At 49.4% G+C, this 25,639-nt stretch carries 21 protein-coding genes; 10 read left to right on the top strand and 11 right to left on the bottom strand.

Annotation, left to right across the window (positions count from 1 at the left end):
- Positions 1-2 precede the first annotated feature (2 nt).
- Entirely contained in the window at positions 3-548 is a 546-nt protein-coding gene (locus L4D19_RS01830) for a sugar O-acetyltransferase (RefSeq protein ID WP_428450911.1), read from the top strand.
- A 134-nt stretch (positions 549-682) separates the two neighbouring features.
- Here L4D19_RS01830 and L4D19_RS01835 read toward each other — a convergent pair whose 3' ends face one another.
- The 3 genes from L4D19_RS01835 to L4D19_RS01845 form a co-directional block, all read right to left on the bottom strand.
- Complete coding sequence (locus L4D19_RS01835) at positions 683-2,299, bottom strand: pullulanase-associated domain-containing protein (RefSeq protein ID WP_428450912.1); 1,617 nt, start codon at positions 2,297-2,299, stop codon at positions 683-685.
- 451 nt (positions 2,300-2,750) lie between these two features.
- Positions 2,751-3,656, bottom strand: a complete 906-nt coding sequence (locus L4D19_RS01840) for a DMT family transporter (RefSeq protein ID WP_428450913.1) — start codon at positions 3,654-3,656, stop codon at positions 2,751-2,753.
- 208 nt (positions 3,657-3,864) lie between these two features.
- Positions 3,865-4,896, bottom strand: coding sequence for a GlxA family transcriptional regulator (locus L4D19_RS01845; RefSeq protein WP_428450914.1), 1,032 nt, complete (start codon positions 4,894-4,896; stop codon positions 3,865-3,867).
- Between the two features lie 131 nt (positions 4,897-5,027).
- On the opposite strand from L4D19_RS01845, the gene L4D19_RS01850 reads away from it, so the two are divergent.
- Positions 5,028-5,639 (top strand): LysE family translocator, encoded by a 612-nt coding sequence (locus L4D19_RS01850; protein WP_428450915.1) that lies wholly within the window; start codon positions 5,028-5,030, stop codon positions 5,637-5,639.
- An 84-nt stretch (positions 5,640-5,723) separates the two neighbouring features.
- Here the strand turns inward: L4D19_RS01850 and L4D19_RS01855 are convergent, their stop codons facing one another.
- Complete coding sequence (locus L4D19_RS01855) at positions 5,724-6,836, bottom strand: methyl-accepting chemotaxis protein (RefSeq protein ID WP_428450916.1); 1,113 nt, start codon at positions 6,834-6,836, stop codon at positions 5,724-5,726.
- Positions 6,837-7,274: 438 nt separating this feature from the next.
- Here L4D19_RS01855 and L4D19_RS01860 point away from each other — a divergent pair, with 438 nt between their 5' ends.
- Positions 7,275-9,350, top strand: coding sequence for a methyl-accepting chemotaxis protein (locus tag L4D19_RS01860; RefSeq protein WP_428450917.1), 2,076 nt, complete (start codon positions 7,275-7,277; stop codon positions 9,348-9,350).
- A 70-nt stretch (positions 9,351-9,420) separates the two neighbouring features.
- On the opposite strand, the gene L4D19_RS01865 is transcribed toward L4D19_RS01860, so the two are convergent.
- A complete protein-coding gene (locus L4D19_RS01865; RefSeq protein ID WP_428450918.1) occupies positions 9,421-10,692 on the bottom strand; it encodes a sensor domain-containing diguanylate cyclase in 1,272 nt (423 codons plus the stop codon).
- 293 nt (positions 10,693-10,985) lie between these two features.
- Here L4D19_RS01865 and L4D19_RS01870 point away from each other — a divergent pair, with 293 nt between their 5' ends.
- Positions 10,986-11,480 (top strand): hypothetical protein, encoded by a 495-nt coding sequence (locus tag L4D19_RS01870; RefSeq protein WP_428450919.1) that lies wholly within the window; start codon positions 10,986-10,988, stop codon positions 11,478-11,480.
- Positions 11,481-11,556: 76 nt separating this feature from the next.
- Here the strand turns inward: L4D19_RS01870 and napC are convergent, their stop codons facing one another.
- Genes napC through L4D19_RS01900 form a run of 6 tightly spaced genes read right to left on the bottom strand, consistent with a single transcriptional unit; the run spans position 11,557 to position 16,982 of the window.
- On the bottom strand, positions 11,557-12,147 hold the full coding sequence (gene napC / locus L4D19_RS01875; RefSeq protein WP_428451394.1) for a cytochrome c-type protein NapC: 591 nt from the start codon (positions 12,145-12,147) through the stop codon (positions 11,557-11,559).
- A 14-nt stretch (positions 12,148-12,161) separates the two neighbouring features.
- The gene (locus tag L4D19_RS01880; protein ID WP_075766823.1) at positions 12,162-12,596 is read right to left on the bottom strand and encodes a nitrate reductase cytochrome c-type subunit; all 435 of its coding nucleotides are present in this window, start codon (positions 12,594-12,596) and stop codon (positions 12,162-12,164) included.
- Positions 12,586-13,452 carry a quinol dehydrogenase ferredoxin subunit NapH gene (napH, locus tag L4D19_RS01885; protein ID WP_428450920.1) on the bottom strand — a complete coding sequence of 289 codons (867 nt, stop codon included), beginning with the start codon at positions 13,450-13,452 and terminating at the stop codon, positions 12,586-12,588. The genes L4D19_RS01880 and napH overlap by 11 nt, the downstream gene beginning before the upstream one ends.
- On the bottom strand, positions 13,452-14,216 hold the full coding sequence (gene napG, locus L4D19_RS01890; protein WP_160651490.1) for a ferredoxin-type protein NapG: 765 nt from the start codon (positions 14,214-14,216) through the stop codon (positions 13,452-13,454). The genes napH and napG overlap by 1 nt, the downstream gene beginning before the upstream one ends.
- Before the next feature lie 17 nt (positions 14,217-14,233).
- On the bottom strand, positions 14,234-16,720 hold the full coding sequence (gene napA, locus L4D19_RS01895; RefSeq protein WP_428450921.1) for a nitrate reductase catalytic subunit NapA: 2,487 nt from the start codon (positions 16,718-16,720) through the stop codon (positions 14,234-14,236).
- On the bottom strand, positions 16,707-16,982 hold the full coding sequence (locus L4D19_RS01900; RefSeq protein WP_428450922.1) for a chaperone NapD: 276 nt from the start codon (positions 16,980-16,982) through the stop codon (positions 16,707-16,709). The genes napA and L4D19_RS01900 overlap by 14 nt, the downstream gene beginning before the upstream one ends.
- 483 nt (positions 16,983-17,465) lie before the next feature.
- On the opposite strand from L4D19_RS01900, the gene L4D19_RS01905 reads away from it, so the two are divergent.
- The 6 genes from L4D19_RS01905 to fbpC all read left to right on the top strand — a co-directional run bounded on the left by L4D19_RS01905 (position 17,466) and on the right by fbpC (position 25,629).
- Complete coding sequence (locus tag L4D19_RS01905) at positions 17,466-18,092, top strand: response regulator (RefSeq protein ID WP_428450923.1); 627 nt, start codon at positions 17,466-17,468, stop codon at positions 18,090-18,092.
- Positions 18,092-19,669 (top strand): signal transduction histidine-protein kinase/phosphatase UhpB, encoded by a 1,578-nt coding sequence (gene uhpB / locus L4D19_RS01910; RefSeq protein ID WP_428450924.1) that lies wholly within the window; start codon positions 18,092-18,094, stop codon positions 19,667-19,669. Before L4D19_RS01905 ends, uhpB begins: the two co-directional genes overlap by 1 nt.
- A gap of 90 nt (positions 19,670-19,759) precedes the next feature.
- Entirely contained in the window at positions 19,760-21,088 is a 1,329-nt protein-coding gene (locus tag L4D19_RS01915; RefSeq protein ID WP_428450925.1) for an MFS transporter, read from the top strand.
- 136 nt (positions 21,089-21,224) lie between these two features.
- Positions 21,225-22,259, top strand: coding sequence for an ABC transporter substrate-binding protein (locus tag L4D19_RS01920; protein WP_428450926.1), 1,035 nt, complete (start codon positions 21,225-21,227; stop codon positions 22,257-22,259).
- Between the two features lie 199 nt (positions 22,260-22,458).
- A complete protein-coding gene (locus L4D19_RS01925) occupies positions 22,459-24,555 on the top strand; it encodes an ABC transporter permease (RefSeq protein ID WP_428450927.1) in 2,097 nt (698 codons plus the stop codon).
- An 18-nt stretch (positions 24,556-24,573) separates the two neighbouring features.
- On the top strand, positions 24,574-25,629 hold the full coding sequence (fbpC, locus tag L4D19_RS01930) for a ferric ABC transporter ATP-binding protein (protein WP_428450928.1): 1,056 nt from the start codon (positions 24,574-24,576) through the stop codon (positions 25,627-25,629).
- Positions 25,630-25,639: the final 10 nt, after the last annotated feature.

A 25,639-nucleotide genomic window follows, 5' to 3' on the forward strand; every position in this document is an offset into this window, starting at 1 on the left:
CGATGACCGAACTCGAAAAAATGGTAAACGGCGAAGACTTTGACGGTCTCGATCCAGAGATCACCGCACTCAGAAACCAAGCTGCGACATTAAAACAGCAGATCAACAATAACCCCGGCGATGCCCTGCAAAATTTGATGGAACAACTTTTAGGCTCCTTCGGCGAAGGCAGTATTGTGACGCCACCCTTTTTGTGCGAATTCGGAAAAACAATCCATATCGGCAGTAATACCTTCCTCAACATGGGGGTTACCATGCTCGATAATACCGAAATCCATATTGGCGATAACGTGCTTATCGGGCCAAATACCCAGTTCTATACCCCAACCCACTCGCTGGACTATCAAAGCCGTCGTCGCTGGGAAACAACCTGCAAGCCTATTGTGGTTGGGGATGACGTATGGATCGGCGGCCAGGTGGTGATCTGCCAAGGTGTCACCATCGGTGCCCGCTCTGTTGTCGCGGCAAACTCGACAGTTACCAGAGATGTTCCACCAGATACCATGGTAGGCGGCTCACCGGCCAGGATCATTAAAAAGCTTAATTAGGACAGCAGAGCCAAGCATTAATAACTGAAATGGCCTTTTTCAGATGAATGAAATAGGGGGAAGTATTGATCTGTTTGGACACGGAGAGCCCGACAGGCAATACTGCCTGCCGAGACACAATACTAAAACAGCAATCATTGATAGATGATATTCGTATCGCCATATGTGATTGTAGAAAATAGCGGTGCAGACAGGTCAAGAGTCATATTCCCATCAACCGATTTTTGCTCGCCTTTATGGAGGATGATATTAGCACAACCGGTATGACCTTCTTTAATCTGCAGATCAAAGTACACCCCGTAATTCGGATCATAACCGCGCGGTGGCAACGGATTGTTCCAACTGACCCCAGCAAGCTGTGAGTCCATGATGGAGTCACAAGTACTATCATTCCAGATATGCATACCCCAACCGGCGTAAGCTTCTTCTGGTGATGGGCTATTAAACTCATCGTACATTCTAAAATAAACAAGCCGTGTCTTGGCAAGGCCGTCAATCACTGGTTGTTCATCACTGTTCGCGTTCAGATCAGCGTGGATACGTTCACTTCCTGGGCGCTCTGGCATACCGTACACCGCTAACTTAATCGTACCACTCTCACCTTTGGCCAAGTTGATATTATTGTAATTAGCATCTGTGTTATATTCATCAACTTTGTTACCAAATCGATACGATTTGCGCACAGACGAGCTCGGTATCAAATCCAAAGACAGATAAGTGCTGTCAATTTCATCGAATCCACGCAGTATGTAAGTTCCAGATTCAACATATTCATAGGCGTTGGCGGCCGTACAGTTCTCATTTTGAGTTACTTGGGTACTCAGCCTGTAACTGGACTCGCTCAAAGATAACTTGAATGAAGGGCTATACTCTTTTGTTTCATCACAGTGGTAACTGTTTCCCCATTCACCGTATAGCTGGTCAAGCTTATAGGCCTTATGACTATTCTTCCAAGGGCTGTCAGGTGGAATAGAAACGCTCCCTGGCAGTACTGAAATATTACCATTGCTATCCTGGTACTTATTAAAACCACTAAGCAAAGCAACCAGCGGGTTGTAAGAGTTAGCACTTCGGTCAACCAACTTTACTATACCGATGCCAGGAGCAAACCATAGATCCTGATCAAGCCCCACTTGAGTTGCAACACTGCCGTTATCCGGGACGTCGATGTAAACATCCAAGCTAAGACGGTAACTTATATGCAGAGCTTCGTAGCTGCCCGTCGGTGTCACAATAGTTTCTACCCCTTTATATGACCAATCAGCCATGTAATAGCCAAAAGCATTACCCACATTAGGTGAAATTGTCACGCCCATCGCAAGATAGCCATCCATACCTGTCATCGCACCAATCACTGAAAATTCAGGCAACAAGAGAGCTGGATTTTCGGACAGGTCCAAATTCACCTGATAGTTTTTGTTATCAACAACAACTTCGTCGATATAAATATTGTCAATATAAAGCGCGTTATCCTGCTGGCGAATCGTCTGTCTAAAACCGCTGTGATCCCATGTTAGATCAACGGTTTCTTGACCGTTTGAACTAACCACGCTGCTGCTTGATAGCGAAATGGTATCGCTGGAGTCTTTAACATCAAATCGCCACAAAGCACCACTTTGGGCTGGCATGTACAGGTTTGAAAGTGTTGTTGCGGAAGTGTTGCTCTTACCATTTTGTTCGTTGTCGGTGCCGCCACCACAACCAGCTACAAGGAAGACAACTAAAAAGAGCAAAGCTCCTTTGATGTTCATATTTACATTCCTTTCGTTAAACCACTGAACTGCTGGACAATCAAACATCCAGAACTAAGTTGGGATTCAACTGGTTCTTGCGTAATAGCCCTTATCGTGTGCGTATACGGCATGCACTAGCTATAGTGTTCAACGTTACTCTGATGGTGGGCAAGCTTGTTATGAACGCTGTGATCTGGGTTATCAAATACCAAAGGGAGATGCAGACTATTCACGTCAATACCAATAAAGGCACATTCATGCGTAGTTACGTTATGCTGTTTGAATAGCCTTTGTGTTCGCCGAACCAGCTTCGACGAATATGGTTGTATAGAACAATCAATCAAGTCAATGAGTTAGAGAGTCGCTAGAAGCATAAATTGATTCGTTTCTCACACCGTGGTTAACAAACTTTCGTGCAGCAACATTGATATTACCGCATTTAAACATTTACCTAATGACGGTGAGTAGCTCACCGACCAGAACGTAAAAATCGCTTAAGTTTAAAACTGGTCCAAGAAGTCGTTTGCAACTCAACATTACATTTACCCGCTCTCCTGACATTTAGGATATTGCCAACAACCATCAGCAAGCCACCCAGCATAACTGCCACCTCAACAGCTTCGCCATAAAACAACATCCCCACCACAGCAATCAGCGGCAGACGCAGAAAATCGAGTGTCACAACCACACTGGCATCGGCATACTGCATGGCCTTGGCAATACAATAGTGCGCGGATAAACCTGTGAGCCCAACGATGAGCAAGTAAAGCCACTCAACCCCTTGCGGAGTCTGCCAATCAGGCAGCATCAACACCAGGCTAATCGGTAACTGAAGAAGAGACATATAAAACAGGATAGTTATCGGAGACTCGGTCAAAGAAAGCGACTTAGTCGCTACATATGAAGCCGCAAAACTGACCGCGGCCAGCAATACGATCAAAGAAGCAGGGTTAAATACCGCGGCTGTCGGCTGAATAATAGCGATAACCCCCAACAGCCCCAGACCAAGCGAGACGATCTTCACCTTGGTCAGTTTCTCCCCCAGAAATACGCAGGCAATCATCAGCGTCCACAGCGGAACTGTAAACTCAAGCGCAAACACTTCGGCCAACGGCAGCAAAGTAATACCGAGAAACCAGCAATACTGACCGAGGAAGTTCATGAGGTTTCGGCCAAATTGCAACGCGACACGCTCTGTTTTCAGCAACCTCTGCTGACGGTGATAAAACACGATAGATACAATCACCGCCAGTCCGATCAGGCTACGGAAAAAGAGCATCTCAAAGGGCGAAATACTACCGCCCAGCTCTCTGACCCCAATAGCCATAAGCGAAAAAGACAATAATGTGCCAACCATCCAGTACACAGCAATCATCAAACACCTCGTAGCCTTGATCTCGAAAGGATAGCCAGTGCCTTAAACCGCGGAAAGATGTTACTACACCTATGTTACATAACAGGAGCTGCGTTTTATAACAGGAACGTAGCTTTTAAAGCAGGAACATGGATTTTAAAACAGGCACTTAGCATCAAGAAGAACGATCAACATTACCAGCTTTTGATAATCATATTTTTAACTGCCGTCACAGCTCACAACTTATTTTTCTCAATTTGCTCGGACTGATCCCGTAACGTTTACGGAATAACTTACACAGATAACTGACATCATGAACCCCAACCTCGTCAGCCAAATACTGCAAGCTATGATCAGAGTTAATCACCCGCCAGTGGACATGCTTCAGGCGCATTTCAGCCCAGTACTCTCTTGCCGTCAGACCCAAACTTTGTTTGAACAATCTGTCGAGCTGTCGTCGGCTGATAGCCAGCATATCGGCTAGTTCATCGACCGTCTTAGGCTCGGCCAGTAACTGGCGCATCAAACTGATCGCCCGTCCGACATGCCGCCCGGCCGTATTATTAGCCCGTATATCTTCATCCAGAGATTTGAGCTGATGCAGCTGGCCACGCGCCTCGTCCACCAGCATATCAGCCAGCCCCTTTAATGCCTTGGCCCTACCGCAGTGACGTGCCACCAACTCGACAGCCAAATCCACCGCTGCACTACCGCCAGCACAACTAATCCGCTTACCGTCAATGCAATAGAGCTGTTCTGTTTTAACTGCAATTCTCGGATAGGCAGTACGAAACTCCTGAACATGCCGCCAATGAACCGCAACACTATGATCATTTAACAACCCGGCAGCCGCAAACAGAAAGCACGCATTATCGATACTCACCAATGCCACGCCCTTGGCAGCAGCCTCACGTAACATACCGCCATAAATTTCCGTGAGTTGCTGGCTGCTTCTGGCACTACGGCCACCGAACACCACTAAATAATCGTAAGCCTCCAGCGCAACCTCATCGGCAGTTCTCTGTACCACCACTGGCACACCGCTGCTCGAGATTACCGGATCCTTGCCCAGACCAACGATTTCCCAAGAGCAATAACGTTGCCGACTATGATCTTCTTCGTCAGCCGAAAAACGCAACTTATCGAGGAAGCCACCAAACGGCAGCATATTAAATTCGGGCAGTGGCAAAAGGAGAAAACGCACGTCCGGCGAAGGGGGAACCGATAGGGCTGTACTACGTAAAATATCTGATTCAGTCATTCATTGTTCGCTCGTGGTATGAACGTCTTAATATTACCCTATAACGTCCAAATAGAACCAAATTATTATGCACTTTCCACCCTATACTGTGCGCATCACTTTTGGTTACTCGATGAAAGAAAGGAGCAATTATGGCTTTAGAGACCTGGTTGATTTATCTGGTTGCCGTTATCGGTTTGTCCTTTGCTCCTGGCCCCAACGGTTTGTTGGCGCTCACACATGGCGCAATGTACGGGCACAGAAAAACACTGGCGACAATCTGTGGCGGTGTACTTGGCTTTATTGTGCTGATTGCAATGTCTATGTTCGGCATCGGGGCCGTATTACTGGCATCATCGGAAGTTCTAACCGTATTTAAATGGCTAGGCGGGGCGTATCTGATTTGGCTCGGGCTTCAGCTCTGGCGCTCGCCGCCTATAAGTCTCGCTCCCATTGAGGGAAAAGCTGCAAAAAGCCCTATGGCTCTGTTCAGGCAAGGCGGACTTGCGGCAGTTTCAAACCCGAAAGTGTTGTTATTTTTTGGCGCTTTCCTGCCCCAGTTTATTAACCCCGAGCAGGCACTGCTGCCGCAGTTTGTTGTCATGGCGGCAACGTTCGCGGTGGTTGAATTTACGGTTGAATACCTGCTTGCCCGTATCGCCTACAAAATCCGGCCATGGCTGGAACGTAGCGGCAAACGTTTTAACCAGGGGTGTGGCGGGATCTTTGCCCTGCTTGGCGCCAGCCTACCTCTGGCGCAATAACCCAATTTGGAAATATGTGCGGGTAAGTGAAATACGGAACTTACGGAATAGGAACCTCACTTATCCGCACAGCCAACCCTGCCTCTAGCCCAGCGCTCCGGTAAGTTTCAACAATACCTGTTCAACAACAAGATACTGCTCTTCCATTAGCGCTATCTGCTCACGAGCTGCCTTATCATTGCCTTGGGTAGCCTGCTCAACAGCTGCTTCGGCATGTTCATGCACCCGCTTATGCGGTACTTCAAGCGACATAAACAGACGGTTTCCTTGGAACTCCTGACGGACATTATCTGAGTAATACCATTTACCGATACCGCATTCCTCGGATGATATAACCGAAGGAAGCACTGGCTGATCCGGGCTGTTGACGAACTTTATGATATCACTACGCAGGAAGGTCTCATCTATCATCGCCAGCTCAAGCTTAGAACGCCAGTTGGCGGCTTCCAGGTCGGACTGTGTCTTCCCAATTCGTGCCAACTGCGTCCCAAGATCATCCATGGTTACCGCCGTATCGCCTGCCACCAGATCAATCCGGCTAGACAAGGTTTGATTTAAATCACCAAGCTGAGAGGAGCTCTGAGTCAGGCTAGATAAGAACACATCCGCATCTTTAGCCGATGCGCCTGTTGTACCGGACAATGCACGTACTTCATTAGCCACAATCGCAAATCCACGGCCATGTTCTCCTGCACGTGCCGCTTCAATTGCCGCATTCAGAGACAGCAAGTTCGTCTGCTCGGCAATCTTACTAATATCGCTGATCACAGCCGTTGTTTTCTTGATCTCGGCATTTAAAACATCAAAGGTACTCATCTGCTGTCCCTGCAACTGAGTCAGATCGGTGAGTTCACCTGCCAGCTTTTCAATGCGTGTTTTGGCTTCGTGTGAGACGGATACAGCCGCACCAATGGCCAGACTACTTTGAAGCAGGTTCTCATCCAACCATTGAAATGACTTACGCATTCTTCCCATTCGCTGATATAGCGCGGTTAATTCAGTTTCAAAATGTTGCTGAGTAGCAAGTGCTACTTCGAGTTCCTGTTCCTTTTGCTGTAATTCCTTTTCTTGATGCAGGGAAAGTTCTCGTTGCCGTTCGAGTTCATCGTTTAGCTGGCTAACTTCAGCAACCATCTGCTGATGATTAACTGCATTTTGTTTTGTTAATTTATTAGAGAAAAAAGAAATCACACCCATTACACCGCGTCCTATTACCCATATCAACTACTGGTCTGGTTACAAACCTTAAGTTGCATAATACATGCAACTTAAGGAATTTGCGATAGGAAAAGTATAATTTCAGTATCTTACAAGCCTTTATTAGAAGCCGAAAAATACGCATATTGACACATAGCTAAAACAAACCTAGTGCAAATATCATTATTAATATAATGGTTAATAGTTACGCCAATAAGCTGACGAATTAAATCAAAAAAATGACTATTAATTAAATTCCAGATATAAAACAAAACACACTGAAATAACAAGCATTATTAAAATAAGTAGAAATGAAAATATAATTTTACAATTATTTGATAAATCCAGAGTTGGCAGACTCACTTTTATAATAAAGCCTGTATAATTCACGCCAATAATTAAACCCACTGATATAACTATTTACCAAGAGTTAATATTGTGAAATTAACAATAAGAGCCAAGCTAACAACAATATTATGCCTCCCATTGCTTATTATGGGAGGGTTCTTTATCACAAGCTTAATTGATACCAAAGAATCCGTTCTCGAAACTGAAAAGACAAACGTAAACAACAAAGTCGCACAACTCTTAAATGACAATTTAAAAGGCCAGGTTGATACGGTTACCCTCGCCCTTAGCGACTTTTATGAAGATACCAAAATCGATCACATCAAAGGCATACTGGCGACTGAAATCACTGAATTTCGCAGCACGTTCGAGTCAATATATAGCAACAGTGCCTCGGTAACTGAAGCCGAAGATCGAATTCACACCTTCATTAACGAATACCGTTGGAATAATGGCCGCTACCTGCTGGCCTATGATGCGACATCCATAATCAACAAAGCCAATGGCATTAATACCAAAATTATTGGCAACAGCTCTTATGACTCGACCGATAAAAAAGGTACCTATTACGCCCGAAATATCGTTAACGTCGCCAAAAACAACTCAATCGGGTTCACCAGCTATTACTTTAATAATCCTGTCACCGGCAATATCGAGGAAAAGCTGACAGCTGCTTTTTACTTCGAGCCTTTAAATCTGGTTATCGCCACCGGTGAGTACATCAGCACACTGCGAAAAGATGAAATACAGGCTGCACTTGATACCATCAGTTCCAGTAAATACGGTCAAAACGGCTACTTCTGGGTACAGGACAAGAATGGCAAGATCCTCGCCCACCCTAAAGCATCTATTGTAGGAACCGTTGTCCCTTCGACAACAAATAAAGTTGCCAGAGAGCTCAACGGCAAGTCAGAAGCATTTGTAAAAATTGCCTATGAGAACCCAACCACAAAGCAGACCGAAAACAAAATGGTCTATGCCAGGAAGATCTTCCCCGAGTGGGGCTGGACCATTGCCACTGGTACCTACGAGAGTGATGTCACCAATATTCAGGAAAACCTGACTAACGCAACAGCTGACATCTTCAACCAGAAAGTCTATATGAGTATCACTATTGCAGGTGTGCTCATGGTTATCGCCTTACTGGTAGTTGGCTGGGCGATTAACGCCATTGTAAAAGGCCTTATTGTTCTTAAGCAGCGCATCGATACCCTGTCAACCGGCGAAGCTGACCTGACTTCCCGTCTTGCTATCACCTCACAAGACGAGCTTGGCGACATCAGTCACTCAGTTAATAACTTCATTGTTTACCTACAATCGATGCTGCTAGACATTTCGCAAGCCTCAAGCCATATCACTCACAGTATTGAACAACTCAATGTCCAATCAGAGCGTAATAATCAAGCCTTGATCAGCCACGCTTCCGAAACGGATCAAGTCGTCACCGCTGTGACAGAAATGAGCTCGACGGCTGAAACCGTTGCCCAAAGTGTCACGGAAACTGCGGCCAATACCCAAAAAGCGCATGATGTAGCCATGTCTTCGAAAGACACGGTACTTGAAGCCTCGAACAGCGTCATTGCACTGGTTGACGAAGTGGATGCAGCGTCATCAAGCATCAATACGATGAACGAAAATACCCAGCAAATCGTTAGCGTACTTGGCGTGATTGGCGATATTGCCGAACAGACGAACCTTCTTGCACTGAATGCAGCCATCGAAGCCGCTCGCGCCGGTGAACAGGGCCGCGGCTTTGCTGTCGTTGCCGATGAAGTGCGTTCACTTGCAGCTCGCACCCAAACCAGCACCGCAGAAATCAACGAAATTCTGACCAAGCTGCGCCAGGATGCCACCAATGCTGTCTCGGCGATGGAGGTAACTCGAGCAAGCTGTGAACGAACAGCGGCCAATACGGCCAATGTCACTGACAGCTTGGATGCGATGACCAACTCGATCATCACCATCAACGATCTCAGCTCTCAGATTGCCACCGCATCTGAAGAACAAAGTTCGGTCACCGAAGAAGTCAGCCGCAATATGAACAATATCCGCGGCATGGTCAGCGAACTCACCCAAAACGGACAAGCAACAGTAGACAGTACACAAAATCTTGCCGCAGCCAATGCCCAGCTAAGCATGCTGGTCAGCAAGTTTAAACTGCAGTAATTATTCGTTCCCGAATAGACTCAGCCCGCTATAAAGCGGGCTGTATTCACTCACTCTCACCTCTGCCGATTCAAAGCATATCTTCAGTCGCAACAACAACTCGGTTTTTGCCTTGGTCTTTGGCGTGGTACAGTGCTTTATCAGCCGCCGTCAGCAGCTGCTCAAGACTGGAAATATTGGAAGAAAGATAAGAGGCGCCCATACTGACAGAGAAGCCGACTGAGGTGTTCTCGGCCGTTACTCTCAACCTGGAGACATTATTGCAGATACGTTCGGCAATTCTGACCGCCTGCTGGATATCAGTACTCGGCAGCACCAGGACAAACTCCTCACCTCCCCAGCGGCCGATGAAATCACTTTTGCGGATGCTTTGTTTACAACTATCAGCAAATAGCCTCAGTACTTCATCACCGACATGGTGACCATATTGATCGTTAATAGACTTAAAGTTGTCAAAATCAATCAGCACACAGCACAAAGGGTTATTAAGCATCCGATCATGGGCAAATTGCTTTTCCAAAAGCTCCATCACGGCACGGCGGTTAAGCAGGTTAGTTAGCCCATCATAGTTGGCTCTGTGCTCAAGCCGTTCACGCAGCAACTGTTGCTCGGTAATATCCATCGCCGTTACCTGCACCACCTGCTCGCCATTCCACAGAATTGGCCTCGACAGGAGGCTAAGCCACACCGTTGAACCATCACAACGAAGACTCTGTGCCTCAGTTTTGATCGACGGCTTTTCACCAATTAGAAGCTTGTGGTTATCTTTATGAGCTTGGAGGTGATGGCTCTTGGCAATTAACGGTAATATCGACGGTTGAGCCATTAACGCCTGTTCATCATCAAACCCCAGCATCTTGGCATAGGCCAAGTTGCAAAATAGTGGCTTGAAGTTCTTATGAACTAGGATGCCTTGAATTGAGCCATCAACCAACGCGCGGTAACGCTCTTCACTGGCCTGTAACTGGCGCTGAGTTTCCACCTGCAGGCTCAGATCAATCAGTGTCACCTGCATAGCTTGTTGCCCTTGCCATTCAATAACATGATCAACGGTCAAAACAATGATTTCATTACCTTCGTTGTCAACATTCTTGTAGGTACGCACTCCCGGCTTGGTCTCTCCAGCCATCGTCGCCTCGTAGGCAAGAATGGCATTTTGCTGCTCATGAGGCACAATGAGATCCAATAAGCTCGGCAAAGCAAGGATATCCTGACCATTGTCATAGCCGAAATAACGAGCATAATTATCGTCCGCATAAAGCGGCTTAAACCCCCGGTGAATAACAACACCATAGTGGGATTCAATAAATAATTGTTCGTTTAAGGCAGCATTAGGATTCACAGGCACATCGCTTATAAGTGAGTTTGGAAAATGGATTCTAGCCCCATCCCCTATTAGCATCAATTCGCCACCAAAATACCTTAATGCTGAAATTATTAAGTTGATCGCCAGCACACAAATTGGAACCGTCATCACAATTATTTGCTCGCATGATAGCAATCGTTTGCATGCATTATCCAATATTGCTAACTGATTGTTGCCGGTAAACCTATTTGCTTCATACAGAGTTAGACAAACTTCCAACTCGGTGCCAAGTTTATTGACTAGGATAAATCATAAGCTCGGAGCTATTTATGGCAGAACAAAGCGAGAGTATCGATAATAACTTACCGCGCCATTACGGTTTCAATACTCCGCAACGACTTTTTGTAGGCTATACGTTGGCTGTACTGGTAGACCTGACGGTATTGAATCTCTTCGAGGAATACTGGAGCTATGTAACAATCCAGTCTTTCACCGTCTCTCTGGCTGCCGCCATCTTGCTGCAAGTCCTTCTAAAGCTTTCCATCGCAGCCGAACACCGACTGGCCAACTACTTCAAAAGTAAACAGGGCCTGGCCCCGAAGGTCTACCGAGGACTATCCACCTACATCATACTGGTTGGCTCGAAGATTATTATGCTGGAAGCGATCAACATCTTGTTCGGTGACAAGGTCGACTTTAGCGGCCCGCTTAACGGTGTCGTGGCCTTCTTCGCTGTTATCTTCGCCATTTTGATTGCAGAAATATCAATCAGCAAAATTTACTTTGCACTGGAGGACAAAGCCAAAGATGCGGCTGATGAATAAAAATCACGTTATTGGCAAGAATAAAAAAATCCCCAACCAATTGCTCGATTGGGGATTTCCATTGCTTGTTATATAACTAGATAGATTTCTCTATCTTATGGCCTTTCGGTAACTGGTGTGCGATACCTTTGTGGCAGTCTATACAGGTTTTGCCTGCATCTTCTGCCTCGTTGTGGATCTTGGAGGCAACGGGCTTCTGGGTAGTGAGATCCATATACTCGAAGTTATGACAGTTACGACATTCTTGCGAATCGTTGGCCTTCATCCTCTCCCACTCGCGTGAAGCCATCTCGAAACGATGATCCTCAAACTTCTTGGGCGTATCGACAATACCAAACGCCTTGGCGTACAACTCTTTACTGGCCTGGATCTTACGTACCATTTTCGGCACCCATTCTTTAGGCACATGACAATCCGGACAGGTTGCACGAACACCACTGCGGTTGTTGTAGTGAATGGTTCCGACATATTCCTGATAGACGTTATTCTCCATTTCATGACAACTGATGCAGAAGTCTTCCTGATTGGTCATTTCCATTGCGGTATTAAACCCGCCCCAGAATACGATCCCCACCACGATACCTACCGTCAGTATGCTTCCAATTGCGAAATGGCTCGGTTTTCTGAACCATATCCAGAAGCGCTGGATAAAGCCGGGTAGCTTAATTCCCATACAACCTCCTATTGGCCAAATTTACCGGCAGGCTGAAAGGTATTTTCAACCAATGGCGTCGCATCGACCTGGGTAACATGGCATTGCAGACAGAAGTAACGTCGTGGTGCCACATCCCCCAGCATCTTGTTGTCGCGGTCCATATAGTGAGTCGGACTGACGCGTGGTGCGCCCGATTTACGGTACTTATCCACATCGTGGCATTCCAGGCATCCGTTGTTACTCGGATTGAGCTGTACCTGATCAGTGGAGTGCGGGATCAACGGAGGCTGGTTAACATAATCAAGTGCGAGACGATCCTGTTTTTTCGGCACTTGCTTAATCGCCTCCACCTCATTGCTTTCGCCAATGCCCTGATCGCCACGTAGCGAGGTAACCTCAGCGAATGCTGCTAAGCTAACAAATGCTGCAAGCAGTGCAGACACAACAAACTTACCCTTCATATTTGGCTCCAATTCTTGTTTTAAATTCCAATACCTTTTCGGAACAGACATCGATGCATCGTCCGCAGCTGATACAGTCCTGGCTCATCACCCGGCGATCGCCCTCTTTAAGCGGCTGGCGCAGTATTTCCGGCTCGGGACACACGTTGAAGCAGTCCATACACTTGTTGCATGCCTCGCGATTAGTGGCCGTTACCCGGAGCAGGCTCTTGCTGCCTATCACACCGTAAGTCGCGCCCAGTGGACACAGGTGTCCACACCAGCCGTGTTCGACCAGCAGCAAATCCAGCGCAAACACCAGCACGATCAGGATCCAGCTCGCCCCCATGCCGAAAATCAAACCACGGTGCAACGCGGCAACCGGATCAATCCAGCTCCACAGCACGGTGCCCGACACGGCACTCCCCAGCAGCAACACCGGCAATAGCCAATAACGCAGTCGAGACGACCAGTTGTAGCTGACCTTAAGCCCCAGCTTGCGTCGCAGCCATGCAGCCAGATCCGTCACCATATTCAGCGGACAAACCCAGCCACAAAAGACCCGCGGCCCAATTACGGCATAAAACACCACCACGATCAGTGCGCCCAGCAAGGCCGTCAGCTCAGGCAGGTGCCCGGCAGCAATGGTTTGCAGCAAAATCAGCGGATCCGTCATCGGAATGGTGTCAAACAAAGAGCTTGATGACAGGTTGCCCCGCAGCACCCCCAGCGTCGGACCAACCATAAACAAGCCGATGATCAGCAACTGACAGCTTCGGCGTAGCAGCAAAAAGCGGTGGGCTTTCCACCAGCCCAGCGTTTTCACTGCCGCCTTGCCAGCATCTTTGGCGTGATTTTTCGCATTACGTATTGCCATTACTGACCTCCCCCTGCGCCTTCAGGTTTGCGAACGGGCAGTGTCAGATCTTCCGGGACCAGGCTTTCACCCTGTCGGGCCTTTTCTTCCCAGCCCAACCGGTAATGCTGCCCCATCTGTCCTTTCGCCAACGCCGTCGGTACCACCTTGATTGCCGCCTCATCCAGCACACAGGCCTGTTCGCATTTACCACAACCGGTACAGACATCTGAGTGCACGGTAGGGATAAACTTGGCATGGTAACCCGTTCGCTGGTTGCGTACCGGCTCCAGGGTGATCGCCTCATCGATCAGCGGACAAACCCGGTGGCAGACATCACACCGCAATCCAAGCCAGTTCAGGCAAGTTTCATGGTCTATCAGTACTGCCGTACCCATTCTGGCGTCATCAATGTCCGTCAGGGCATGATCAAGGGCGCCACTCGGACAGTCGACAACACAAGGGATGTCTTCACACATCTCGCACGGTATATCCCGAGCCGTAAAATACGGCGTTCCGGTCGCGACCGGTGAGAGGAGTGTCGCCAGCTTCAAGGTGTCATAGGGACAGGCCTGAACACACAAGCCACAGCGCAGACAAGCCTGAAGGAAATCAGGTTCATCCAGCGCACCCGGCGGACGGATTGGCACCCCGACATCGGCCTGGCTTTGCCTAGACTGCAACCCCAATACCGTAGCCGCGGCACCGACGCCAACGGCAGTCCGAACAGCGTCTCGCAAGAAACGCCGGCGGCTGTCTGAAGTTCTAAAGCGCGAAGTCTTCATCGCTCTGTTCCTGTCTGTTAGGCCTTAACCACTTTCACCGCACATTTCTTGAAGTCGGTTTCTTTTGAAAGTGGATCCGTGGCATCCAGCGTGAGCTTGTTCGTCAGCTGGCTGGCATCGAAGAACGGCATATATACCAAGCCCTGCGGTACCCTGTTCCGTCCCCGTGTTTCGACATGGGACAGTACTTCCCCGCGACGTGAGGCAATCTTAATCGCATCGCCACGGCGCAGACCGCGCTTCTTGGCATCCAGCGGATGCATATACACCACAGCATCGGGGTACGAACGGTAAAGCTCAGGCACACGACGCGTCATCGAGCCGGTATGCCAGTGTTCAAGAACCCGGCCTGTAGAGAGCCAAAGATCATATTCCTCATCCGGTGATTCCGCGGCCGGCTCATATGGCAACGCAAAGATCACAGCTTTTTTATCCGGCTTGCCATAGAAGGCAAACTCTTCACCCTTGTTGACATAAGGGTCATAGCCTTCGGCATAACGCCAGACGGTTTCCTTGCCGTCGACTACAGGCCAGCGTAAACCTCGAGACTGGTGATACATATCGAACGGAGCCAAATCGTGGGCATGGCCACGGCCAAAGTAGGCATATTCTTCGAACAGGCCTTTCTGGACATAGAAGCCAAAGTCACGCGATTCGTCATTGAGCTGATCCGCCGCCAGCTCGTCAGTACTGAACTTATTGACCGTACCGTTTTCAAACAGCACTTCGAACAGTGTCTTGCCTTTGAGCTCAGGTTTCTTGGCGATCAGTTCCTGCGGCCACACTTCCTCGACCTTAAAACGCTTAGAGAACTCCATGAGCTGCCACAAATCAGACTTGGCCTCACCCGGTGGCGAAATCTGCTGACGCCAGAACTGGGTTCGACGCTCGGCATTACCGTAGGCACCTTCTTTTTCCACCCACATAGCGGTTGGCAAAATCAAATCCGAGGCCATGGCCGTGACAGTTGGGTAGGGATCGGAAGTAACTATAAAGTTGGCCGGATCGCGATAGCCTGGCAGACGCTCCTGGTTAATATTAGGTCCTGCCTGCATGTTGTTGTTACACATCACCCAGTAGGCATTGAGCTTGCGGTCTTTGAGCATCCGGTCCTGAAGAACCGCATGATAGCCGGGTTTCGGCGGAATCGTCCCGGCCGGAATATTCCATTTGGTTTCGCACATCTCACGGTGCTTGGGATTCATCACCACCATATCGGCCGGTAGGCGATGGGCAAAGGTACCGACTTCACGTGCAGTACCGCAGGCCGAAGGCTGGCCTGTCAGTGAAAACGGACCACAGCCCGGCTTGGAGATCTTACCGGTCAGCAGATGAATGTTATAAACGAGGTTGTTGGCCCAAACGCCGCGGGTGTGCTGGTTAAAGCCCATTGTCCAGTAAGACACGACCTTAACATCAGGATCCGCGTACATCTCTGCCAGCTCGTTAAGCTGATCAACAGGTACACCTGACAGCTCGGAGGTATATTCCGCGGTGTAGGTAGAGACGAACTTGGCATAGTCATCAAAGCTCATCGGCGTTGATTTCTTACTGCCTGGGTTTTTAGCGGCTTTTTCCAGCGGGTGGGTCGGACGCAAGCCGTAGCCGATATCCGTGTCACCCTTGCGAATATTAACGTGCTTGTCGAGGAAGTCCTTGTTTACCTTGTTATTGGAAATAATGTAGTGGGCGATGAAGTTAAGGATCGCCAAGTCGGTTTGCGGGGTGAATATGATTGGGTTATCGGCAAGTTCATAGCTACGGTGAGTAAAGGTCGACAACACCGCCACTTTCACCTTGTCTGACGACAGTCGGCGGTCTGTCAGACGAGTCCATAAGATGGGGTGCATCTCTGCCATGTTCGAGCCCCAAAGTACAAAGGCATCGGCATGCTCAAGATCATCGTAGCTACCCATCGGCTCATCCATACCAAAGGTACGAGCAAAACCGACAACAGCTGATGCCATGCAGTGGCGAGCATTGGGATCGATATTGTTCGAGCGGAAACCGGCCTTGTACAACTTGGCGGCGGCATAACCTTCCCAGACTGTCCACTGCCCCGAGCCAAACATCCCAACCGAGGTTGGTCCTTTTTCCTTCAGTGCCTGCTTGAATTTATCCGCCATCACATCGAAGGCTTCATCCCAGCTTACCGGCGTAAACTCACCGTCCTTATCGTAAACCCCGTCGGTTTTACGCAACATCGGCTGGGTCAGGCGGTCTTTACCGTACATGATCTTAGGCAAGAAATAGCCTTTGATACAGTTCAGCCCCTTATTTACCGGTGCGTCCGGATCCCCCTGGGAGGCCACCACCCGGCCGTTTTGCGTCCCGACCAGCACGCTACAGCCGGTACCACAGAAACGACACGGTGCCTTGTCCCACTTAACATTCTTGTCTTCACCAGCAGCTTGGGCAACAGAAACAGGTATCGTCAAACCCGCTGCTGCCGCGGCGGCTGCCGCTGCGTTGGCCTTTAAGAAACTACGTCTACTGACTGTCATTGTTGGCTTCCTTAAGCTCAGATTGCTCATCCATTTGGTGGTACACCAGAGTGACGGTTATTACGCCGGGCAATGTTTTGATTTTCTCGAAGCGTTCTACCAACCCGTCTTTGCTGTCTCCCTCAAGCACCACAACCATCTTTCCTACTTCATTGCTTACAGGTACTTCGGCCCCTTTCAGGCTCTCTATGGTTTTCTTTACCGATTCGGCATGCTCGGCCGACACATACACAACCAAACTGCAGACATGGTAATCATTCATTTATTGAGCCCTCCCAAGCAGGCATCACACCACTCCAAACCACTAAGGAGCGCATGTATAAGCGGCAAAACACGGATGACAGGTAGGGTCTAGGTTACGATTTGGCCCTGCCACTTAAATACGCATTTTTTGTGTGGACTATTAATAATTTATGCTTAAAAAATCGACAAGGCATACCTCTTAGGGGGTAAAGGGTATACCTCTTTGAGATAGATCAAAAAAGCAGCAATACCGGGGTCACATTTACAACAGATTTCATAAGGTGACGCCGTCACCTAGCACCCGATAATGACTCGGTCATAATTTGGATTAACGTAAAACAGGAAAGATATAAAAAGTAATAATTGAGATATTTGTCACTTACGGCAAACCATGTTCATGATTCTGAAATATATTTCGAGACTGGCATCACACCACGTTATGAGTAAATTGAATGCACCAGATCAATTTGCGAGGATTCCCAAAATAACAAAGGATGTGAAAATGATTTCTGTCGCCCTGGTCGATGACCACATCATGGTACGTTCCGGCTTTGCCCAGCTTCTTAACGTAGAATCTGATATTGAAGTGAAGGGGGAATATAGCTCGGCCAAGGATGCCTTCTCCGCACTGTCACGAGCTGAGGTTGATGTCGCGGTAATTGATATCTCCATGCCGAACGAGAGCGGACTGAGCCTGTTAGAGCGTCTGAAAAAAGACAATCCCGACTTTCGCGCTATTATTCTCAGCATCTATGATTCGGCCTCATTTGTCAGCAAGGCGATTGAAGCCGGAGCCTGTGGCTACCTCTCTAAGCGTTGTGGCCCGGGAGAGCTGGTTACGGCCATACGCACTGTTGCCGGCGGCGATCGCTACCTGTGCGCAGATGCCTTGTTCAACCTCAGCAATGCACCGGCCGAGCCCAAAGCACTGGATGAACTTACCAAACGCGAGCGTGAGGTGTTCAATCACCTCATCAAAGGAATGGATGTCAAAGAAGTCGGAGTGGCACTTTCCATCAGCCACAAAACCATCCATGTCCATCGAGCCAACATTCTCAGCAAACTGAACTTGTCCAACAACGTTGACCTGATCCGATTCGCCCTCCAGCACAAGCTACTGGACGAGTAATGAAAGAAAAAAGCCAGACCCTGGGCAAATATTTCTCCTTTGCCTTCAGCTTTGTGATTTTTACGATCAGCTGGTTCTGCCTCTGGAGTATCAGCAGCTATCTTTCGCCCGATCTTTTCCTGGCCGGGCTCTTTCTCCCTGCCGGGCTCAAGCTGGCCGTACTGGTACTGACGCCCCGCCGCTTCTGGGCGCTTTATCTCGTCAGCGAACTGGCTATCAGCGGCTGGCTGCTATCGATGCTCCACAGCGAACCTCACGACTGGCTCTTGCTGCTCAGCCCTTTTGTCAGCTATTTCCTCGCCTTCCCCTTTTCTTCATTCTGGCAAGAACTGACTACCTATTGGCAACGACTGCTGGCACTGGTTGCACTGGTTCTGGTTCACGGCCTGGCAATTGGCCTGATGATACTGCTGCTCAGCAAACCTCTGGCCTTCCCTGCCGGTTACGCCTTCTCAGGCACCATTAGCGCGATTACCGGCGGGATCCTGCTGACTCCGTTTTTCTACCTGCTCTATGACTATCTCAACAAAGTCTGGGAACCGTTGAGCCCGACTCTGATCCATCAGGAAATCACCATCAGGCCCTCTGCCCTGTTGTGGACGATTGTGTTTTTCTCTATCGGCCTATTCGCCGAACTCACCTTCATCGATCAGATGGAACCACTGGTTTTGCTGGTCATGCTCTTGCCCAATATATTTATGGCCTACCGCTATGGCTGGCAGGGCGGGGTACTGGCTTCGGTAATGAACAGTATATTGCTAACCACAGCACGGCAGATCTCCGGCTCTTTCTCCAGCGATCAGGAACTGAAAGTTTTTATCACAACCCAGGCATTGGTAGGACTCGGACTCGGGATAGCCATCAGCCGCCAATACCTGCTGGCCCAGCGGCTACAGCAGGTCAACCAGGAACTGGCGCGGGAGCTAAATAACAAGCAACACCTCGCCAGACAACTGGTTCAGGTCGAGGAAGATATCCGCAAATCCGTTGCCAGGGAGCTCCACGACGAAATCGGCCAGAACATCACGGCCATCCAGATCCAGGCCATGCTTGCCAACCGAACCTCACTGGACGAGAACACCAAAAGCATTGCCGACGCCATCCACTCCTTGTCAATGCGTATCCATGGCTCGACCCGACAGTTGTTAACCCAGCTTCGCCCGCAAATCCTTGATGAGTTAGGGCTGGAAAACGCCTTGCGTCAGCTTTCTCACGAAATGAAATTTGCCGAGCGCAATATCGACTTTCAATTCAATATCGGTATCGCCAACCATAAGCTGGATGACATTACCGCCGTGACCCTCTACCGCATTGTGCAAGAGTTACTCAACAATGTAAGCAAGCACTCACAAGCAACTGAAGTGCAGCTCAGTCTGATGCCGGGAACCACGTTCAGCCTGGAGCTGCGTGACAATGGCTGCGGCCTGCCCGACAACTGGCGCACCAAGGGACAAGGGCTGAAAGGTATCGAGGAACGAGTCAGCGCATTGGGGGGAAGCCTCTCCATCCAGTCCGGATCCGGCACGCGATTTATTGTTAACTTGCCCACAAAAATGCCAACAACCGAGACAAACTAGGAAATTTTCCTAGGCATTTAAAAACCTGTCTCATCCATTTCCGTAATCGTTTACGTACTATCGATTCAGCAATAGGGAGATAGCGCCGCCATGATGGGTTTTCTAACATCAGAACAGCCTGCGCAGACCATATCGGACAAACAACAAGTTGACGCCACCTACAAACACTGGCGCTTACATTTGATGTTTTCGATGTATATCGGCTACGGCGTTTTTTATTTCACCCGAAAAAGTCTGAACTTCGCCATGCCGGCAATGCTGGCAGATTTAGGCCTGACGCATTCAGATATCGGCTTTCTCGGCACCCTATTCTATATCACCTACGGGATCTCGAAATTTGTATCCGGCATGGTGAGTGATCAGTCCAACCCAAGCTACTTCATGGGACTGGGCTTGATAGCAACAGGCATCATCAATATTTGTTTCGGATTAAGCTCGTCGCTAATCATGTTCGCCGTATTGTGGACATGCAATGCCTTCTTTCAGGGCTGGGGCTGGCCACCATGTGCCAAGCTGCTCACCACCTGGTATTCACGTTCCGAACGTGGTTTCTGGTGGTCAATCTGGAATACCTGCCACAACCTGGGTGGCGCGATGGTACCACTGCTAATTGGCTTTGCCAGCGTGGCCTGGGGTTGGCGCTACGGCTTTATTATTCCCGGTACGATCGGGATAGTCGTTGGCCTGATGCTGTGCTTTAACATGCGTGACAAGCCAACCACCATGGGCCTGCCGACAGTCGGGCAATGGCGCAACGACGAGCTGGAGCTCCAACAGGAACGCGAAGGGCAAGGGTTGTCATTTCGGCAGATCCTGACCACCTATGTGATTGGCAACAAGTATATCTGGTTACTGTGCAGCTCCTACCTGTTGGTGTATGTGGTACGGATAGCAATCAATGACTGGGGCAACCTGTATCTGACAGAACGGCACGGCTTTGACCTGCTGACAGCCAATACCGCGGTATCTATGTTTGAAGTCGGCGGCTTTCTGGGCTCACTGTTCGGCGGCTGGGGATCTGACCGCTTCTTTCACGGTAACCGGGCCCCGATGAACCTGATTTTTGCGCTGGGGATTTTTATTTCCGTCGCCGCGCTTTGGCTGAGCCCGATGGACAGCTTTGCCGTGCTATCGGGCTGCTTCTTTGCCATCGGCTTTTTTGTCTTTGGCCCGCAGATGATGATCGGCATGGCGGCCGCCGAATGCTCGCACAAAGATGTGGCGGGTACGGCAACCGGGTTTGTCGGCCTGTTTGGCTACCTGGGAGCGGCATTGGCCAGTTACCCGGTATCACTGATTATTGAACAATTTAGCTGGGAAGGCTTCTTCAGCGTAATTACCCTGGCCGCGGCTTCTATCGGCCTGCTGATCTTGCCTTTCGTCAAAGCACAACAGCGCTCTGCAGCAACAACAACCTAGCATTCGGGCTCTCCCCTTTTGTTATTGCAGATCTGCTGACGAATACAAATTTACCGCAGGGTTGCGGTAAACAGCTCAATGCATCCTACCCACGATCTCTGGCATTGAGACTATAACAAAAGCAGAGGAAACAATAATGAAAGCAAATACTAAACGCAGCTTGCTTGCTGCCTGCATCCTTGGTTCGGCAATGGCAGCTCCCCAAGCCATGGCAGATGGCCGCCTAGTTGTTTATTGCAGCGCTACCAACGCAATGTGCGAAGCGGAAACCAAAGCTTTTTCTGAAAAATACGACGTAAAAACTTCATTCGTGCGTAACGGCTCGGGCAGTACCCTAGCTAAGATTGAAGCCGAGAAGAAAAACCCGCGTGCCGATGTCTGGTACGGCGGTACACTTGACCCACAGTCTCAGGCGGGTGAAATGGACCTTCTACAGGCCTATAAGTCGCCTCAGCTAGAAAACATCATGGCGGACTTCCGCGATCCTGCCAAGCGTAAAGGCAACTACTCCTCTGCTGTCTACATGGGTATTTTGGGTTTCGGTGTCAACACAGAGCGTCTTGCCGAGAAAGGCCTGGACATTCCGCGCTGCTGGAACGATCTGACCAAGCCTGAATACAAAGAAGAAATTCAGATTGCCGATCCGCAAAGCTCGGGTACCGCCTACACCGCACTGGCGACCTTCATCCAGCTATGGGACGAAGACAAGGCATTCGACTACTTCAAGAAGCTTGATAAGAACATTTCCCAGTACACTAAATCCGGTGTAACACCATCACGCAACTCTGCCCGCGGCGAGATCGCGATTGGTATCGGCTTCCTGCACGATTACTCACTGGAGCAATCCAAAGGAGCACCGCTTGAGTTAATCTCGCCATGTGAAGGTACAGGCTACGAAATTGGCGGTGTCAGCATCATCAAGGGTGCACGTAACATGGACAACGCCAAGCTATTCGTTGACTGGGTACTGTCTAAAGAAGGCCAGCAACTGGCATGGCAGAAAGGTAAGTCATTCCAGATCCTGACCAACACCCAGGCAGAGCAGTCGCCAAACGCACTGGATCCGAAGAAGCTTTCTCTGATCAACTACGACATGGAAACCTATGGTTCTTCAAGTGAACGTAAGCGTCTAATCAACAAGTGGGTGAACGTCGTTAAGATGGGCGAATAATCCCCCTGGCAACCCCATAATCATGAGCAGCAAATTCCTGCTGCTCATTTTCAACCAATTAACTCACAAGAAGGTTTCTTGGGGCTTCGTGCACCCTGAAATCCACTAATTACAGTTTATTAAACAATAAGAACTGTGACAAAACTGCAATAAAAACAGCAACAAAAATAAAATCAAACAACTAAATTGGTACTGAACAATGAATGACTTAGCAGCTGACATCCCGTCAAGACAGCTCCAAAGTTCAGAACAGCGTGATCCGGTCTTTTACTGGATAATCGCGCTAGTCGGGGCTTTCGTGTTACTGCCATCCTTCGCCCTGGATTACGGGATTTTTGAATCTACCTCGCAGGAGTTCAAAGATGCTATGGGCTGGAGCAGCATGAACATTTCATGGCTGTGGTTCGCCCTGCCGTTAGCGCTATTGATCCGCCCGTTCAAGGCGCAGAACAAATATGCCAAAAAGCGCCATCACTTCGACATCGGCTACACCAGCTTCTGTATGCTCTTTACCCTGATCACATCCTGGTACACAGAGCAGGGGCTAGGCTATGCCACGATTATTCTATTTATTGCGCTTGGCTGCGTGCTCACTCTGGCACTCGCGCGATTGGAATACCTGGGCGGTGATGTCTTTGTCATCGGCGCGCTTGTCAGCATCGTCTCGCTAATCTCCGTCTTTATTATCTATCCGAGCGTTGCCATTTTTGTTCCTATGTTCAAAGACGACATGGGCAACTTCGTGATGTGGCAGTTCATCGATATTCTGTCCCGCTCGCAGATCATCCAGATCATCCTCAACTCAATCACGCTTGGTACTTCAGTCGGGATCACAGCCACTTTCTTCGGCCTGATCTTTGCGATTTATACTACCCGGATCGCCAAGCGTTCGGCTTTCATTGCCCGTATTTTCTCAATCCTGCCAATCGTTACTCCGCCGTTTGTTGTCGGCCTGGGTGTAACCCTTATGCTGGGCCGCTCGGGTTATATCACCGAGCTGATGGTCGACTGGTTTGGTCTGCAGCAAACCAACTGGCTATACGGTTTTACCGGTATCTGGATGGCTCAGGTACTGGCTTTCGCACCGATGTCATTTATGATCCTCGACGGGGCAATGAAATCGCTGCATCCGTCACTGGAAGAGGCGTCCTATACCCTGCGAGCCAACCGCTACCAGACCTTCTTCAAAATCGTCATGCCACTGCTAAAACCGGCGCTGGCCAACTCTTTCCTTATTATCTTCGTCCAATCACTGGCCGACTTCAGTAACCCGCTGGTGCTCGGCGGCAGCTTCGATGTGCTGGCCACCCAGATCTACTTCTACATCGCCGGTGCTCAGCTTGACTACGCTTCGGCCAGTACCCTGGGCGCAGTACTGCTATTGTTCTCACTGGCTATCTTCGTGATCCAGTATGTCTGGATCGGCAAGCGCTCCTACGTCACCATTTCCGGTAAATCCTATCGCGGTGATGTTCAACCACTGCCGACATCACTGAAACACGGTGTCACCGGTACTCTGTATTTCTGGATGGCATTCAATGTGTTGCTGTACGGCAGCATTGTTTACGGTAGCTTCACCGTTAACTGGGGTGTGGACTACAGCCTGACACTGGATAACTACATCAACCTGTTCGGTATGGGCATGGGTGAAGGTGCATGGCCATCGCTTATCACAACCATGACCTACGCCGGTATTGCAGCGCCTATCACTGCATTGTTCGGACTACTTATTGCCTACATTGTTGTGCGTCAGCAGTTCCATGGCAAAAAAGTCATCGAATTCGCCACCATGCTGTGTTTTGCCGTACCGGGTACCGTTGCCGGTGTGTCTTACATCCTGGCGTTCAACGATGCGCCGGTCTACCTGACAGGTACTGCGGCTATTGTGGTGATCTCTATGGTAATGCGTAACGTCCCCGTCGGTATTCGTGCCGGGGTGGCAGGCTTGGGGCAGTTGGACAAGTCGCTCGACGAAGCCTCGCTCAGCCTGCGTGCCAACTCGTTCAAGACCATCACCCATATCCTGATCCCGCTACTGCGCCCGGCCATCCTGTCGACGCTGATCTACAGCTTCGTCCGAGCCATGACAACAGTCAGTGCGATTATCTTCCTGGTCACACCGGAAACCCGCGTTGCGACCTCTTACATCCTTAACCGAGTCGAAGACGGCGAATACGGTATTGCCATCGCCTATGGTTCGATTCTGATTTTCGTGATGCTCGGCATCATCCTAACTTTTGATTTCCTTGTCGGCGAAGCCCGTGTTTCGCGCTCAAGAGCCAACAACCAAGAATAACAACTGGAGACACTTCCCATGGCAAATGACAACTTTGTAGTACTTAAAAATGTCTGCAAGCGCTTTGGCGACAACACGGTAATTGGCAACCTTGATCTTGAAATCAAAAAAGGCAGCCTGGTTACCCTGCTCGGCCCTTCCGGTTGTGGCAAGACTACGGTACTTCGCCTGGTGGCCGGTTTGGAAAAACCTACCAGCGGCCAGATTTATATCGACGGCGAGGATGTCACCAACACCTCAATCCAACAGCGGGATATCTGTATGGTATTCCAGTCCTATGCACTGTTCCCGCACATGTCGCTGCATGACAATGTCGGCTACGGCCTGAAAATGCTCAAGCTACCCGCAGCCGAGATCAAGCAGCGAGTCGATGAGGCCCTGAAGCTGGTCGATCTGGAAGGGTTTGGCGATCGTTTTGTTGATCAAATCTCCGGCGGCCAGCAACAACGTGTTGCCCTGGCCCGTGCCCTTGTTCTCAAACCCAAGGTGCTACTATTTGATGAACCGTTAAGTAACCTTGATGCCAACCTGCGTCGTAACATGCGGGAAACGATCCGCGAACTGCAGCAAAGGTTCAACATCACCTCGCTTTATGTTACCCACGACCAAACCGAGGCCTTTGCGGTCTCCGATACGGTTATCGTCATGAAAGACGGCGATATCATGCAGCAGGGCTCGCCTGACGAGCTGTACAAGTCTCCGGCTTCTATGTTTATGGCGAACTTCATGGGTGATGCCAACATCTTCTCGGGAAGCTATGACGGCCAGCATATTGATATCAACGGCTACAAAGTCCCGGCAGATCCAGATGTTGTCGACGGCAAGCCACCGGGTAGCTACAAGATTGGTGTTCGCCCGGAAGCTATTTTACTGGCTCATGAAGGTGAACCTTGCCAGCAGTGTATTGTTGAAAGCGTAGTGTACATGGGCTCCATGTATGAAGTCTCGGTACGCTGGCATGATCAGGAGCTGCTGCTACAACTCAACTCCTCGCAGTTCGATGCCAATCTGTCCGACCATGCGTACCTGACGATTAACCCGAGCAACCTGTTCCTGCTGGCAGAAAATAGTTAAATACCGTTAG

The organism is Photobacterium kasasachensis (genome assembly GCF_050336885.1).
GTDB classification, from domain to species: domain Bacteria; phylum Pseudomonadota; class Gammaproteobacteria; order Enterobacterales; family Vibrionaceae; genus Photobacterium; species Photobacterium kasasachensis.

Bases quoted from the DNA above. Each gene is read 5' to 3' on its own strand.
- L4D19_RS01835 (WP_428450912.1), bottom strand. From the start codon at position 2,299: ATGAACATCAAAGGAGCTTTGCTCTTTTTAGTTGTCTTCCTTGTAGCT.
- L4D19_RS01900 (WP_428450922.1), bottom strand. From the start codon at position 16,982: ATGAATGATTACCATGTCTGCAGTTTGGTTGTGTATGTGTCGGCCGAG.
- L4D19_RS01915 (WP_428450925.1), top strand. From the start codon at position 19,760: ATGATGGGTTTTCTAACATCAGAACAGCCTGCGCAGACCATATCGGAC.
- L4D19_RS01870 (WP_428450919.1), top strand. From the start codon at position 10,986: ATGGCAGAACAAAGCGAGAGTATCGATAATAACTTACCGCGCCATTAC.
- uhpB (WP_428450924.1), top strand. From the start codon at position 18,092: ATGAAAGAAAAAAGCCAGACCCTGGGCAAATATTTCTCCTTTGCCTTC.
- L4D19_RS01880 (WP_075766823.1), bottom strand. From the start codon at position 12,596: ATGAAGGGTAAGTTTGTTGTGTCTGCACTGCTTGCAGCATTTGTTAGC.
- L4D19_RS01830 (WP_428450911.1), top strand. From the start codon at position 3: ATGACCGAACTCGAAAAAATGGTAAACGGCGAAGACTTTGACGGTCTC.
- fbpC (WP_428450928.1), top strand. From the start codon at position 24,574: ATGGCAAATGACAACTTTGTAGTACTTAAAAATGTCTGCAAGCGCTTT.
- L4D19_RS01920 (WP_428450926.1), top strand. From the start codon at position 21,225: ATGAAAGCAAATACTAAACGCAGCTTGCTTGCTGCCTGCATCCTTGGT.
- L4D19_RS01925 (WP_428450927.1), top strand. From the start codon at position 22,459: ATGAATGACTTAGCAGCTGACATCCCGTCAAGACAGCTCCAAAGTTCA.
- L4D19_RS01850 (WP_428450915.1), top strand. From the start codon at position 5,028: ATGGCTTTAGAGACCTGGTTGATTTATCTGGTTGCCGTTATCGGTTTG.
- L4D19_RS01840 (WP_428450913.1), bottom strand. From the start codon at position 3,656: ATGATTGCTGTGTACTGGATGGTTGGCACATTATTGTCTTTTTCGCTT.
- L4D19_RS01845 (WP_428450914.1), bottom strand. From the start codon at position 4,896: ATGACTGAATCAGATATTTTACGTAGTACAGCCCTATCGGTTCCCCCT.
- napA (WP_428450921.1), bottom strand. From the start codon at position 16,720: ATGACAGTCAGTAGACGTAGTTTCTTAAAGGCCAACGCAGCGGCAGCC.
- L4D19_RS01855 (WP_428450916.1), bottom strand. From the start codon at position 6,836: ATGGGTGTGATTTCTTTTTTCTCTAATAAATTAACAAAACAAAATGCA.
- napG (WP_160651490.1), bottom strand. From the start codon at position 14,216: ATGAAGACTTCGCGCTTTAGAACTTCAGACAGCCGCCGGCGTTTCTTG.
- L4D19_RS01905 (WP_428450923.1), top strand. From the start codon at position 17,466: ATGATTTCTGTCGCCCTGGTCGATGACCACATCATGGTACGTTCCGGC.
- napH (WP_428450920.1), bottom strand. From the start codon at position 13,452: ATGGCAATACGTAATGCGAAAAATCACGCCAAAGATGCTGGCAAGGCG.